Below are 14,322 nucleotides of genomic sequence, written 5' to 3'. Positions count from 1 at the left end.
GCCTCTGGTATGATGAGCTGCATATTGCCTAATGATGAAGCAACGAGAATATAACGCTATGGTTATAAAGGCGCAGAGCCCGGCCGGGTTCGCGGAAGAGTATATCATCGAAAGTATCTGGAACAGCCGTTTCCCTCCTGGATCCATCCTGCCCGCCGAACGCGAGCTTTCTGAACTGATTGGCGTAACGCGCACCACCCTGCGTGAAGTGCTTCAGCGTCTGGCGCGCGACGGCTGGTTGACGATTCAGCACGGCAAGCCGACGCGGGTGAATAATTTTTGGGAAACGTCCGGCCTGAATATTCTCGAAACGCTGGCGCGCCTCGATCACGACAGCGTGCCGCAATTGATTGATAATCTGCTCTCCGTGCGCACCAATATCTCCTCGATTTTTATTCGTCGCGCCATTCGTCATTTCCCTGACCAGGCGCGCGAAGTGCTGAAAAGCGCCGACGACGTCGAAGATCAGGCGGACGCCTATACCGAGCTGGACTATCGCATTTTCCGCGGGCTGGCTTTCGCTTCCGGCAACCCGATTTACGGCCTGATTCTCAATGGTCTGAAGGGGCTCTATACCCGCGTCGGCCGCCACTATTTTTCCAACCCGGAAGCGCGCGCGGTGGCGTTGCGTTTTTATCAGCAGCTGCTGACCTTCTGCGACGGCACCGAACCGGAAAACATCGTTATCGCCGTGCGCGATTACGGTCGCCGCAGCGGCGAGATCTGGCACAGCATGCATAAAACCATGCCGGACGATCTGCAGCGTCGCTAGCGGAACTGGCAACAATAAAAAAGGCCGGATAGCTATCCGGCCTTTTGCTTTTCCGCTTCCGCGTCAACTACAGAGTACCAGGACGCGGGGGCAGCGTTCGAGGATCTCCACGCTGCCATCTTCATTCTGCTGTTCCAGATGCACGTCAAATCCCCAGAGGCGATGCACATGTTTCAGCACCTCGCGGCGGCTCTTATCCAGCGGCGAGCGCTGGTGGGGAACATAGCGCAGCGTCAGAGAACGATCGCCGCGCAGATCAACATTGTAGACCTGAATATTCGGCTCCAGGTTGCTCAGGTTATACTGCGCAGAGAGCTGCTGGCGAATGGCGCGATAGCCCGCTTCATCATGGATCGCCGCAATTTCCAGATAGTTGTTGCGGTCGTCGTCCAGCACGGTGAACAGACGGAAGTCGCGCATCACCTTCGGCGACAGGAACTGGCTGATAAAGCTTTCGTCCTTAAACTCGCGCATGGCGAAATGCAGCGTTTCCAGCCAGTCGGAGCCAGCGATATCCGGGAACCAGTAGCGATCCTCTTCGGTCGGCGACTGGCAGATGCGTTTGATATCCTGAAACATGGCGAAGCCGAGCGCGTAAGGATTGATGCCGTTATACCAGGGGCTGTTGTAGGCGGGCTGAAATACCACGTTGGTGTGGCTGTGCAGGAACTCCAGCATAAAGCGTTCCGTCACTTTCCCTTCATCATAAAGATGGTTCAGGATGGTGTAGTGCCAGAAAGTCGCCCAGCCTTCGTTCATCACTTGGGTCTGCTTCTGCGGATAAAAATATTGGCTCACCTTACGCACGATGCGCAGGATCTCACGCTGCCAGGGCTCCAGCAGCGGGGCGTTCTTCTCCATAAAATAGAGTAAGTTTTCCTGCGGTTCAGAAGGAAAACGCACTTTCTCCTGATGCACTTCCTCTTTCTCCCGCCGCGGCAGGGTGCGCCACAGCGTATTGACCTGGCTTTGCAGATACTCCTCACGACTTTTCTGCCGCGCTTTCTCTTCCTGCAATGAAATCTTCTGCGGACGCTTGTAGCGATCGACGCCGTAGTTCATCAGCGCATGACAGGAATCGAGCAACCGCTCGACCTCTTCGACCCCGTAGCGCTCCTCGCATTCGGCGATATAGTTTTTCGCAAACAGCAGGTAATCAATAATCGAACTGGCGTCGGTCCAGCTGCGGAACAGGTAGTTATTTTTAAAGAAAGAGTTATGCCCGTAACAGGCATGGGCAATTACCAACGCCTGCATGGTGATGGTATTTTCTTCCATCAGGTAGGCGATGCAGGGATTGGAGTTAATCACAATCTCATAGGCCAGCCCCTGCTGCCCGTGCTTATAGCGTTGTTCGGTTTCAATAAATTTCTTGCCGAAGGACCAGTGTGCGTAGTTTATCGGCATACCGACGCTGGAATAAGCATCCATCATCTGCTCGGAGGTAATGACTTCAATTTGATGCGGGTAGGTCTCCAGACGGTAATGTTTCGCCACGCGATCGATTTCCGCCAGGTAGGTGTCAAGTAGCTCAAAGGTCCAGTCGGGTCCGTCACTGAGTCGTTTGCTGTCCTTAACCGGATCGTCAAATATTGTCGCCATAGCGCACTCCTCGTTGATGAATCTGAACGTGCGGCATCCGCCGCGCAGATTCCTGTTGTTTAAGGCTCATCCCGAACAAGACAGCCCAAAAAACTGAGCGAACACTGTTAATGATAGTTCACTGTTTTCCATCCGAAACCGGAATGCAATATGAAACTGCAATACAAAATAAAGCAGCGGGGAAAAACGAACTTTTAAATAATGAATGATGCGATTAAAGGAATGTTTTGCAGAATATAATATCGTTTATTTCTTTTTTATATGACGCAGATAATTTCTGCTGAACGCCGTATCTTTTCCCGATGCCGACATCACTTGCTGCTGATTTTCCTGCAAACACACTATTTTCCACCAAAATTACCCTGCCAGCTTGTTTTTACTTATCGGTGAGGTAAAAAAGATGTGAAATATGTCACCGTTATGTAGGCTCGGATGCTGCAAAATTATCATCCGTCATATCGGCCTGTCTTCAGTATATTGTTCTTAATGGTTTGCCGCGGGGGAGTTATGCGAGTTGTCATTCTGGGAAGTGGAGTAGTGGGCGTCGCCAGCGCATGGTATCTGGCGCAGGCAGGCCATGAAGTCACGGTCGTCGATCGTCAGCCTGGGCCGGCGCAGGAAACCAGCGCCGCCAACGCCGGGCAGATCTCGCCGGGTTACGCGGCGCCCTGGGCGGCGCCGGGCGTGCCGCTGAAGGCCATGAAGTGGATGTTTCAGCGCCATGCGCCGCTGGCGATCCGTCTTGACGGCAGCCGCTTCCAGCTGGAGTGGATGTGGCAGATGCTGCGCAACTGCGATATCCGTCACTACCAGGAAAACAAAAGCCGTATGGTGCGTATTGCGGAGTACAGCCGTGACTGCATCAAAGCGCTGCGCGAGCAGACCGGCATCGGTTATGAAGGACGACAGGGCGGCACGCTGCAGCTGTTCCGCACCGCGCAACAGTATGAAAGCGCCAGTAAGGATATCGCCGTACTGAAAGAGGCGGGCGTGCCCTACGAGCTGCTGGAGGCGCAGCAGCTCTCCCGCGTAGAGCCAGCGCTGGCGGCGACCTGTCATAAGCTGACCGGCGGGCTGCGCTTGCCGAACGATGAAACCGGCGACTGCCAGCTGTTTACTCAGCGGCTGGCGGAGATGGCTGCGCAGGCGGGCGTCACTTTCCGCTTCAATACCGCCGTCGATCGGCTGCTGCGCGAGGGCAATCGTATCGCAGGCGTGAAGTGCGGCAATGAAGTGTTGACGGCGGACAGCTATGTGGTCGCTTTTGGTTCCTGGTCCACCGCGCTGTTGAAAGATATCGTGTCAATTCCGGTCTATCCGCTGAAAGGCTACTCGCTGACCATTCCTCTGCGCGATGAGGCGGGCGCGCCGGTCTCTACCGTGCTGGATGAAACCTATAAGGTCGCCATTACCCGTTTCGACCAGCGCATCCGCGTGGGGGGCATGGCGGAAATCGTCGGCTTCAATACCCGGCTGCTGCCGGCGCGGCGCGAAACGCTGGAGATGGTGGTGCGCGATCTCTATCCCAACGGCGGCCATATCGAGCAGGCCAGCTTCTGGACCGGCTTGCGCCCGATGACGCCGGACGGCACGCCGATCGTCGGCGCTACGCCGCTGAAGAATCTTTACTTGAATACCGGTCACGGGACACTCGGTTGGACGATGGCGTGCGGTTCAGGTCAGCTGCTTTCTGATATTATCTCTGGCAAAAAGCCGGCTATCGCCGCAGATGACCTGTCGGTACTGCGTTATCTGCCCGGTTTTTCGCCGGTAACCCACCAGCAGCTGCATAACGCTAACGTTACACGTTAACGAGTTACAAGGAGAGGTTATGTCACGTCCAATTGTCGCAACCATACATAGTGCTGCGTTGCGGCAAAACCTGGCGATTGTTCGCCAGGCCGCGCCCCATTCCCGCGTCTGGTCCGTTGTAAAAGCTAACGGCTACGGCCACGGCATCGATCGTATCTGGCAACATCTTGCCGATACCGATGGGTTTGCCCTGCTGAACCTTGAAGAAGCGATTCTGCTGCGCGAGCGCGGCTGGAAAAAACCGATCCTGCTGCTGGAAGGCTTTTTTCACCGCGATGAGCTGGAACTGCTGGATCGCTATCGTCTGACCACCAGCGTTCACAGCAACTGGCAGATTAAGGCGATCGCCGAGGCGCAGCTGAGCGCGCCGCTGGATATTTATGTGAAGGTGAACACCGGTATGAACCGGCTGGGTTTTCTGCCGGAGCAGGTGCATAACGTATGGCGAAAGCTGCGCGCGCTGGACAATGTCGGCGAAATGACGCTCATGACCCATTTCGCCGAGGCGGAAAGAGAAGAGGGCATTGTCGAGCCAATGAAGCAGGTCGAACGGGCGGCAGAAGGGCTGAACTGCCCGCGCTCGTTATCTAATTCGGCGGCGACGCTCTGGCATCCCGAAGCGCACTTTGACTGGGTGCGCCCCGGCATTGTGCTGTACGGCGCGTCGCCAAGTGGTCAGTGGCAGGATATCGCCGGCACCGGCCTGAAACCGGCGATGACCCTGACCAGCGATATTATCGGCGTTCAGCCGCTGAAGGCGGGCGCGGGCGTCGGTTACGGCTATCGTTATCATGCTCAGGCGGAGCAGCGCATCGGCGTCGTCGCCTGCGGCTACGCCGATGGTTATCCGCGCCATGCGCCTACCGGCACGCCGGTGATGGTGGACGGCGTGCGTACGCACACGCTGGGCGCGGTATCGATGGATATGCTAATGGTCGATTTGACGCCCTGTCCGCAGGCGGGCATTGGATCGAAGGTCGAACTGTGGGGCGATCAGATCAAAATTGACGAGGTGGCCAGCAGCGCCGGCACCGTTGGCTATGAGCTGATGTGCGCGCTCGCGCCGCGGGTGCCGGTTGACGTGCAATAAGCGTTACAGCGCGGTGAGCGAGCCGCGCATCTTTTTACTGCAGCGCCACGCCAGAAACGTGAGCGCTGCGCCCGCCAGCATCATCAGCGCCAGCGCATCTTTTTCTGCCAGCGGCAGCGCCATCATCAACAGACTGGCGGACGATCCGCCCGCCATCTGAATAAATCCCGCCAGCGCGGATGCGACGCCAGCCTGCTGCTGATAAGGCTCCAGCGCATAGCTGGTAGCCGGTCCGACGGTAAAGGCGAGCCCGGCAACAGAGATCGCCACCGGCAGCATATAGAGCGCCCAGTGCGTCTGCAGATGCGCAGGAAACAGCATCTCGCCAGCGAACAGCAGCGCGGCGCCCAACAGCATCGCCAGCGTGCCGATCGCCAGACAGAGCGGGCGGCCCACCTTACGGATCATCTTATTCACCAGCACGCTGACCAGCATAATCCAGAAACCGTTAGCGCCGAAGGCGATGGAAAATTGCAGAGCGCTCAGGCGGCCTTCGGTCATCAGCACATGCGGCGCCAGCGAGACATAGGTCAACACCATACCCAGCGCGCCTGCATTGGCGAAGGCGAAAGCCAGAAAGCGCGGCTCTCGCAAAATGGCGCCGTATTGACGCAGCGGCAGACCTTTAACCTTGCGCGTATCCGCCGGACGCGTTTCCGGCAGCAGCAGGCCGATCAGCAGGCTGATAAACAGCGCGTAGCAGACCAGGAACCAGAAGGGCGCTCGCCAGCCGAACGCTTCCGCCAGAAAGCCGCCCAGCATCGGCGCCAGCGCCGGGACGATATTCAGCGCGCCGTTCAGAAAGCCGTAGGCCTGCGCCGCTTCATCGCCCGCCAGCCGATCGCGCACGCCGCTGAAGGCGACGACCGCGGTGCAGCAGACGGCGCAGCCCTGCACCACGCGCGCCAGCAGAAACATTGGCCAGTTCAGCGCGCAGGCGGCCAGCGCGCTGCCGCAGATATAGAGCAGCAGGCCAATCATCGCGATTGGCTTACGGCCAAAGTTATCGACCAGGGGTCCGGCGATGATTTGCCCCAGCCCCATCACCAGCAGGAAGATGGGAATGGTAGTCTGCACGATAGCGACAGGCGTCGATAATCCCACGGCAATATCAGGCAGCGTCGGCAAATAGAGATCGATGCCCAGCGGCGCCAGCAGCACCAGACTCAACAATAAAAGGGTAAATTTTTGCATTAAGGAAGTTAACATCCTGTATTTTTTTGAGCTGCACAGGGTAGAGAGAAGTAAAGAAAAAGGAAAGCGGAAACTCAAAAATCAGGAGCAGCCTGGCGACTGCCCCTTTAACCCACCCGTTAGTTGAGCGCGGACAGAATCGACGCTGTCGCTCAGGCGGGTTTTTTTAAAATCCAGCGATCCTGCTGCTTATCGTAATGCCCGATCTCAAGATCTACCGGCTTGCCGTCAATCCACGCGGGAACGCTGGTCTCTTCATCCCAGCCGTCAAGCTGGTAGCTAAGACCGGGATTGGTTTGACAGGGAATACTGATGGTATCAGCCGTTTCAGCATTCAGATCTGCATCAATAATCTCGTAGCGACCAATTTTGACTACATGACCCATGGGTTATTTCCCTCCAGGAAAGACGTGAACTTTAAGCGTAGTCGTTCTGGCGGGAATTTCGAGGCGCTGCGCCCAGGATTATTCCTTCTCTTCCGGCACGCGCACGCCAATTTTGATCACCTGATTATCCTCTTTCTCCGCTACGGTCCAGATCAGCGCATTCCATTCCACCTGATCGCCGACAACCGGCGCGCCGCCCAGCATGCCCAGAATCAGCTGCCCCAGCGACTGTTGATCGTTGGTATCTTCATTCAACTCCAGACCATAAATCTGCGCCACGTCGCGCAACCGCGCGTCGGCGTCGAGAATAAAGTCGCCAAAGAAGCGCTGATCGAGCGCCACCGGCGGCGACTGGCTGAACAGCCTGCCGAGCGCGGGCAGATCGCGTTCGCGGCCGATAACGCACAGCACGTCGCCTTCGCGCAAACGCGTATTGCCGGTAGGGTGCATCAGCACATTGTTGCGGAACAGCGCGGCGATACGGGTTTCACGCGGCATCTGCAAATCGCGCAGCGCGGCGCCGACGCACCATTTATCCGCGCTCAGCTGGTACACAAACTGTTCCCATGGGTTTTCAGGATGGATATCAAGCCCGGCGCGGCTAATGGGCGAGGCGGTAGGCGGGACGATAACCTTCGCCTTTTTCGCGGCGAAACCGAGCGAGGTGCCCTGCAACATCAGCGAGACCAGCACCACGAAAAAGGCGATGTTAAAAAATAGCGAGGCGTTTTCCAGCCCGGCCATCATCGGGAAGACCGCCAGAATAATCGGCACCGCGCCGCGCAGGCCGACCCAGCTGATAAAGACGCGCTCACGCAGCGTGAAACTACGGAAAGGCAGCAGGCCGACAAATACTGAAACCGGACGGGCAAAGAGGATCAGCCACAGCGAAAGCAGCATCGCCGGCACGGCGATATGCCAGAGATCGGAAGGCGTCACCAGCAGGCCGAGCACCAGGAACATGCCGATCTGACTCAGCCAGGCCATGCCGTCGAAAGTCTGTAAAATGCCGTGGCGGTTGCGGATCGGGCGATTGCCTAACAGGAAGCCGCACAGGTAGACGGCGAGAATGCCGCTGCCTTCCAGTACGGTAGTCAGGGCGAAGACCAGAATGCCGCCGCTGACCGCCAGCAGAGGATAGAGGCCATTTGCCAGCGAAATACGGTTGATCAGCTGCTGAATAGCCCAGCCGCCGCCCAGGCCCAGCACGATGCCCAGGCCGAACTGTTGAATCAGATGAACTACGAACATCCAGCTTAGCCCGGTTTCGCCCTGTTGAATCATCTCAATCAGCGTAATGGTCAGAAACACCGCCATCGGATCGTTGCTGCCCGATTCGATCTCCAGCGTCGAGCTGACGCGCTCGTTCAGCCCTTTGTCGCCCAGCAGTGAAAACACCGCGGCGGCGTCGGTCGAGCCGATAATCGCGCCGATCAGAAAACCCTGCATCATATCAAGTTGAAACAGCCAGGCGGCGGCCACGCCGGTCAGCCCTGCGGTGATCATCACGCCGACCGTCGCCAACGACAGCGCCGGGCCCAGCGCCACGCGCAGCGAACTGGCGCGGGTGCGCATGCCGCCATCCAGCAGGATCACCGCCAGCGCCAGGTTAGAGACCATATAGGCCAGCGGATAATTATCAAAGGCGATGCCGCCGATGCCGTCCACGCCGGTCAACATGCCGAGCGCCAGAAAGATCACCAGAATGGGAATGCCTAAGCGAGAAGAGAAAGCGCTGAGCAGGATGCTTGAAGCCACCAGCACGGAACCAATAATGAAAAGACTGTAAATGGTGCTGGCATTCAAGGCGGACTCTCCTCGCGATACAGGATAACAGGGGGCGATGCAGGTGTGGCTCTACTATAGCCGTTTTCAAAAGATAATGCTTTATCAATAGCTTGTCATAAGCGGACAAAAAAGTTTTTCATTTTCCTTGTAACGCCTCGCAAATCTGCGTTGATTAAAAAAAATACTGGATATCCACACAGTAATCAGTATACTATTTGTACTCCCTCACGGGGCTGTTGCTATTTGCAAGTAAATGGTGAAGCTATGATGATTTCAACTGAGAGCCTGAACGCTCTTCATCAATCCGTCACAATGAGTAGCCGTGAAATCGCTGAGATGACCGGCAATACCCATGGCGAAGTGAAACGTCTGATTAAAAGTCTGGAAACCGCGCAACGGCTGTCGCAGCCGCTGACGGCATGGGATTATGAAGCCGACGGAACGGTGCGACAGGAGTATCGTCTTAACAAACGCGATTCGGTGCTGGCCGTCGCGCGCCTGTCGCCGGCCTTTACGGCGGAAGCGCTCGATCGCTGGCAGGAGCGGGAAAAAGTGGCGCATCTGCCCGATTTCACCAATCCGGCCGAAGCGGCGCGCGCCTGGGCTGAGCAGTTCGAGCAGCGCCAGAAAGCAGAGCAGCAGCTGGCGCTTTTCGCCCCCAAGGCGGAATTCTTCGACCGTTACGTCACGGTTGAAGAGGAATCAATGGGCTTCCGTCAGGTATGCAAAATGCTGAAGGTGAAAGAGCCCGATTTTCGTCAGTTCCTGCTGGAACGAAATATCATGTACCGTATGAGCGGCACCTTAACGCCGCATCAGCAGCATCTCAACGCCGGACGTTTCACTCTGCGCTCCGGGGTAGGCGAAAATCAGCATGCCTTTTCACAGGCGCGCTTTACGCCGAAAGGGGTTAAATGGGTCGCCAGCCTGTGGGCAGGCCACCTCGCATCACAGCCTAAGGGCGCAGCGGCCTGACGGTTAAACAGGATAAGATGATGAAAGGATGCGACAGAGAGTAAAAAGCCGGTCAACGACCGGCTTTTTTGTTGCTCGCGTTCCGCCTTTTACGAATGCGGCGAGAGTGGAAAGCGCTGCGGCGGTTTTCCGCTGAAGATGCAACGTCGTCCGTTCTCTCTCAGGACAGCGCCAGTCAGGCAACGAGTTCCAGGACAGCTAGCTCTCTGTCGCCTGTTTGTGAAACAGCTCGCGGAATACCGGGTAAATATCTTCCGGTTCACGAATATGCTGAATGGCGAAGTTATCAAACGACGCCTGCAAATGTTCATATTCACGCCACAGGGTTTGATGGGCGCGCCGGGTGATTTCAATATAGCTGTAGTAGCGCACCACTGGCAGAATATTCTTCGCCAGGATTTCGTGGCACAGCGGCGAATCGTCCGCCCAGTTATCGCCATCAGACGCCTGTGCGGCATAGATGTTCCACTGCGTCGGGTCGTAACGCTCTTTCACCACCTCATCCATCAGCTTCAGCGCGCTGGAAACGATGGTGCCGCCGGTCTCCTGTGAATAGAAAAACTCCTGTTCATCCACCTCTTTCGCCTGAGTATGGTGACGGATATAGACCACCTCAACGTTTTTGTAAGTCCGGCTCAGGAAGAGATAGAGCAGAATATAAAAGCGTTTCGCCATATCCTTGGTGGCCTGATCCATCGAGCCTGAAACGTCCATCAGGCAGAACATCACCGCCTGGCTGGACGGCTCAGGCCGTTTTTCAAAGTTTTTATAACGCAGATCGAAGGTATCGATAAAAGGCACGCGCTCAATGCGCGCGCGCAGTTCGGCAATCTCTTTACGCAGCCGCTCTTCTTCCAGCAGCTGCGCCGGCTCCGCTTTCTCTACCGTTTCCAGCGACGCCTCCAGCTCGTGCAGCATACGTCGTTTGCCCGCGGTCATGGCGGTACGTCGCGCCAGCGAGTTCTGTAAAGAGCGCACCACGCTGATATTGGCCGGCACGCCATTAGAGGTGAAACCGGCGCGGTGCGTTTTATACTCGTTCATCTGCCGCTGCTGCGTTTTGCGCAGGTGCGGCAGCGCCAGATCTTCGAACAGCAGGTCGAGATATTCATCTTTTGAGATATTAAAGACAAAGTCGTCCTGACCTTCGCCATCCTGGCTGGCGTTGCCCTGACCACTGCCGCCGCCTCCGCCGCCTCCCTGAGGACGCTCGATGCGATCGTTTTGCACAAAGTGATCGTTACCAGGATGAACGCGATGGCGCGTGCCGCCGCGTCCCTGATGAAAAATGGGTTCGTTGATATCGTCTACCGGAATAGAAACAGACTCACCACTCTCAACGTCGGTCACCGAACGTTTATTAATGGCCTCGGAGATCGACTGTTTGATTTGCGACTTATAGCGGCGCAAAAAGCGCTGACGATTGACCGCGCTTTTGTTTTTGCCGTTGAGTCGCCGATCGATGAAATAGGCCATAGCTCCCCCAAACAACGTTACAAGCAAAGTCGGGCGCAACGCCCGACCTCTTTACTTTCGCTTCCGTTACGCGTTTATGTGCTTACATGACTTAACTCGATTTGCGCACGCGCAAATACCATTCGCACAGCAGACGCACCTGCTTGCGGGTATAGCCTTTCTCCATCATACGGTCGACAAAATCATCATGTTTTTTCTGTTCGTCGGTTGACGTTTTCGCGTTAAACGAGATAACCGGCAGCAGCTCCTCAGTATTCGAGAACATTTTCTTCTCTATAACCGTGCGCAGCTTCTCATAGCTGGTCCAGTTGGGATTTCGCCCGTTATTCTGCGCACGCGCGCGCAGCACGAAGTTGACGATTTCGTTGCGGAAATCCTTCGGATTGCTGATGCCCGCCGGTTTTTCGATCTTCTCCAGCTCGGCGTTCAGCGCCTCACGGTCGAACAGCTGACCGGTATCGGGATCGCGATACTCCTGATCCTGAATCCAGAAGTCCGCGTAGGTAACGTAGCGGTCGAAAATGTTCTGTCCATATTCGGAATAGGATTCCAGATAGGCAGTCTGGATCTCTTTGCCGATAAACTCGGCGTATTTAGGGATCAGATAGCCTTTGAGGAACTCCAGATATTTCTCCGCCAGCTCCTGCGGGAACTGTTCGCGCTCAATCTGCTGCTCCAACACATAGAACAGATGAACCGGGTTCGCGGCCACCTCGGTGTGGTCGAAGTTAAACACGCGCGACAGGATCTTAAAGGCGAAACGCGTCGAAAGCCCGTTCATCCCTTCATCCACGCCAGCATAGTCGCGATACTCCTGATACGACTTCGCTTTTGGATCGGTATCTTTCAGGCTTTCGCCGTCATAGACACGCATCTTGGAATAGATGCTGGAGTTTTCCGGCTCTTTCATGCGCGACAGGATAGAGAAGCGCGCCAGCGTTTCCAGCGTACCGGGCGCGCAGGGCGCGTGGGTCAGCTCGCTGTGGTTAAGCAGCTTCTCGTAAATCTTGATCTCTTCCGAGACGCGCAGGCAGTAAGGCACCTTAACGATATAGACGCGGTCGAGAAACGCCTCGTTGTTCTTATTGTTGCGGAACTGCACCCACTCCGATTCGTTCGAGTGCGCGAGGATAATGCCGTTAAACGGCAGGGCGGAGATACCTTCGGTACCGTTGTAGTTGCCTTCCTGCGTGGCGGTCAGCAGCGGATGCAGCACTTTGATCGGGGCCTTGAACATCTCGACAAATTCCATGATGCCCTGGTTGGCGCGGCAGAGCGCGCCCGAATAGCCATAGGCGTCGGGATCGTTCTGGGCGTGGTTTTCCAGCTTACGGATATCGACTTTGCCTACCAGCGCGGAGATATCCTGGTTATTTTCGTCGCCAGGCTCCGTTTTGGCGATAGCCAGCTGTTCCAGAATAGAAGGCCAGACTTTTACTACCTTGAAGCGGGTAATGTCGCCACCGAACTCGTGCAGGCGTTTGGCCGCCCATGGCGACATGATGGTGCCCAAGTAGCGGCGCGGCACGCCGTACTCTTTCTCCAGAATATTGGCGTCTTCCTGCGGATTAAACAGGCAGAGCGGATGGTCGTTTACCGGGCTGCGTTCGCCGTCGGCGCTCAGCACATAGATGGGAACGCGCTGCATCAGTGATTTTAACCGTTCGGCCAGCGATGATTTACCGCCCCCGACCGGACCTAACAGATACAGGATCTGTTTTTTCTCTTCCAGGCCCTGAGCGGCATGCTTCAGATAGGAAACAATCTGCTCAATGGCTTCCTCCATCCCATAAAACTCTTCGAACGCCGGATAACGTGCGATAACACGGTTTGAGAACAGGCGGGAAAGGCGAGGCTCCTGGGCAGTATCGACCATGACTGGCTCACCGATAGCCATCAATAGTCTTTCTGCCGCGTTGGCGTATGCACTGCGATCCTGCTTACAGGTGGTCAGGAATTCCTGCAGTGTGAACTCTTCGTCCTTGGCAGCTTCATAACGCTGACGATAGTGATCGAATATATTCATAGCGATGCCCGTCCTTTCGTTTTTAGCACAGGTAATGGAAGCGTTATAAAAGGTTTATCAGCTTCCGGAAGGTATTCTCTTGGGAGTACAGCAACCCTTATGCCAACCTGACGTATTTTTATCGGGGTACACAGATTTGATGGTTACTCTGCTCGAACGAATCATTTAGCCTACTTTTAACTGTAGATGGCATTTCAGGAAATTTCTTTAATGCTATTTAATTTCAACAGGAAAGTCGTTCAGGTAATAACGGGTGCCCTTGCGGGGCGCGGCCTGTAGCGTTTTTGTAAATAAGCGCCTGCATTTCTTTTGCGGCGCGGCGTGGCGTGTGGTTCCAGATACGTCAAAATGTATAAAGATTTAAACCTGTCGCGCAATAGCGTTAAACTACCTCTCTGATTGTTATATTTATGGAAGAAATAAATTGTGAACCAATTCAAAATTAGCATCCTTGCTCTGCTTCTGCCGATTTGTGGTTTGGCTCAGGCTGATGATGCCCATCCGCTTACGCTGGGCGCCTCGGTGATTTACGCGCAAAGTCCTTATAAAGGTGGTCAGGATCGTTATCTGCCGGTGCCGGTCATCAACTATGAGGGCGACGATTTCTGGCTGCGCACCTTACAGGGCGGCTACTACCTGTGGAAAGATCAGCAAGACCAGCTCTCCCTGACGCTGGCCGGTTCAGCGCAGGAGTACGATCCGGGCGATAACGATCTGGGCAATATGAAAGGCCTGGACAAACGCCGTATGACGTTGATGGGCGGGGTAGAGTATCGCCATATCGCCGACTGGGGGATTGTGCGCACTAACCTGTTAGGCGACGTGCTGGGCAAAAGCGATGGCATCGTCTGGGATCTGACCTATCTTTACCGTTTCGACTTCGGCGATTTCAGCCTGACGCCTGGCATCGGCGCCACCTGGACCAGTTCCAATCAGAACCGTTACTATTATGGCGTTTCCGGTCATGAATCAGCACGCACCGGTATCAGCCGCTATCAGCCTGACGACAGCTGGAGCCCTTACGTCGAGCTGAGCGCCAATTATCGCCTGACCGATCGCTGGAACGCCGGTATCTATGCGCGCTACACCCGCCTGGCGGACGAGATCAAAGACAGCCCGATGGTGGACAATAATTCTCAGCTTACCGCCTGGACCGGAGTAAGCTACAGCTTCTGATCGGCTGCATGTCAACGGGGCGTAC

General features: G+C 55.8%; 11 protein-coding genes. 5 read left to right on the top strand and 6 right to left on the bottom strand.

Annotated features, from left to right (window positions below):
- Positions 1-58 precede the first annotated feature (58 nt).
- Positions 59-772, top strand: coding sequence for a fatty acid metabolism transcriptional regulator FadR (gene fadR, locus C2E16_RS11475; protein ID WP_084970186.1), 714 nt, complete (start codon positions 59-61; stop codon positions 770-772).
- Positions 773-835: 63 nt separating this feature from the next.
- On the opposite strand, the gene C2E16_RS11470 is transcribed toward fadR, so the two are convergent.
- Positions 836-2,374 carry a SpoVR family protein gene (locus C2E16_RS11470; RefSeq protein ID WP_104951498.1) on the bottom strand — a complete coding sequence of 513 codons (1,539 nt, stop codon included), beginning with the start codon at positions 2,372-2,374 and terminating at the stop codon, positions 836-838.
- Between the two features lie 507 nt (positions 2,375-2,881).
- On the opposite strand from C2E16_RS11470, the gene C2E16_RS11465 reads away from it, so the two are divergent.
- Positions 2,882-4,186 carry a D-amino acid dehydrogenase gene (locus C2E16_RS11465; protein WP_038625812.1) on the top strand — a complete coding sequence of 435 codons (1,305 nt, stop codon included), beginning with the start codon at positions 2,882-2,884 and terminating at the stop codon, positions 4,184-4,186.
- Positions 4,187-4,205: 19 nt separating this feature from the next.
- Positions 4,206-5,276 (top strand): catabolic alanine racemase DadX, encoded by a 1,071-nt coding sequence (dadX, locus tag C2E16_RS11460; RefSeq protein WP_084970187.1) that lies wholly within the window; start codon positions 4,206-4,208, stop codon positions 5,274-5,276.
- Positions 5,277-5,279: 3 nt separating this feature from the next.
- Here the strand turns inward: dadX and C2E16_RS11455 are convergent, their stop codons facing one another.
- From C2E16_RS11455 to C2E16_RS11445, 3 genes are all read right to left on the bottom strand, one after another.
- Positions 5,280-6,470, bottom strand: coding sequence for a multidrug effflux MFS transporter (locus C2E16_RS11455; RefSeq protein WP_038625814.1), 1,191 nt, complete (start codon positions 6,468-6,470; stop codon positions 5,280-5,282).
- A gap of 152 nt (positions 6,471-6,622) precedes the next feature.
- A complete protein-coding gene (locus C2E16_RS11450; RefSeq protein ID WP_038625816.1) occupies positions 6,623-6,856 on the bottom strand; it encodes a DUF1480 family protein in 234 nt (77 codons plus the stop codon).
- 78 nt (positions 6,857-6,934) lie between these two features.
- A complete protein-coding gene (locus tag C2E16_RS11445) occupies positions 6,935-8,662 on the bottom strand; it encodes a potassium/proton antiporter (protein ID WP_038625818.1) in 1,728 nt (575 codons plus the stop codon).
- A 246-nt stretch (positions 8,663-8,908) separates the two neighbouring features.
- On the opposite strand from C2E16_RS11445, the gene C2E16_RS11440 reads away from it, so the two are divergent.
- Entirely contained in the window at positions 8,909-9,619 is a 711-nt protein-coding gene (locus tag C2E16_RS11440) for a phage antirepressor KilAC domain-containing protein (RefSeq protein WP_038625820.1), read from the top strand.
- 198 nt (positions 9,620-9,817) lie between these two features.
- On the opposite strand, the gene C2E16_RS11435 is transcribed toward C2E16_RS11440, so the two are convergent.
- Positions 9,818-11,095, bottom strand: a complete 1,278-nt coding sequence (locus C2E16_RS11435) for a YeaH/YhbH family protein (protein WP_038625822.1) — start codon at positions 11,093-11,095, stop codon at positions 9,818-9,820.
- A 91-nt stretch (positions 11,096-11,186) separates the two neighbouring features.
- Positions 11,187-13,121 (bottom strand): protein kinase YeaG, encoded by a 1,935-nt coding sequence (gene yeaG, locus C2E16_RS11430; protein WP_038625824.1) that lies wholly within the window; start codon positions 13,119-13,121, stop codon positions 11,187-11,189.
- A gap of 426 nt (positions 13,122-13,547) precedes the next feature.
- On the opposite strand from yeaG, the gene C2E16_RS11425 reads away from it, so the two are divergent.
- Complete coding sequence (locus C2E16_RS11425) at positions 13,548-14,297, top strand: MipA/OmpV family protein (RefSeq protein ID WP_038625826.1); 750 nt, start codon at positions 13,548-13,550, stop codon at positions 14,295-14,297.
- Positions 14,298-14,322: the final 25 nt, after the last annotated feature.

The organism is Mixta calida, from assembly GCF_002953215.1.
GTDB classification, from domain to species: Bacteria; Pseudomonadota; Gammaproteobacteria; order Enterobacterales; family Enterobacteriaceae; genus Mixta; species Mixta calida.
This window is presented reverse-complemented; position numbering and strand designations above follow the sequence as displayed.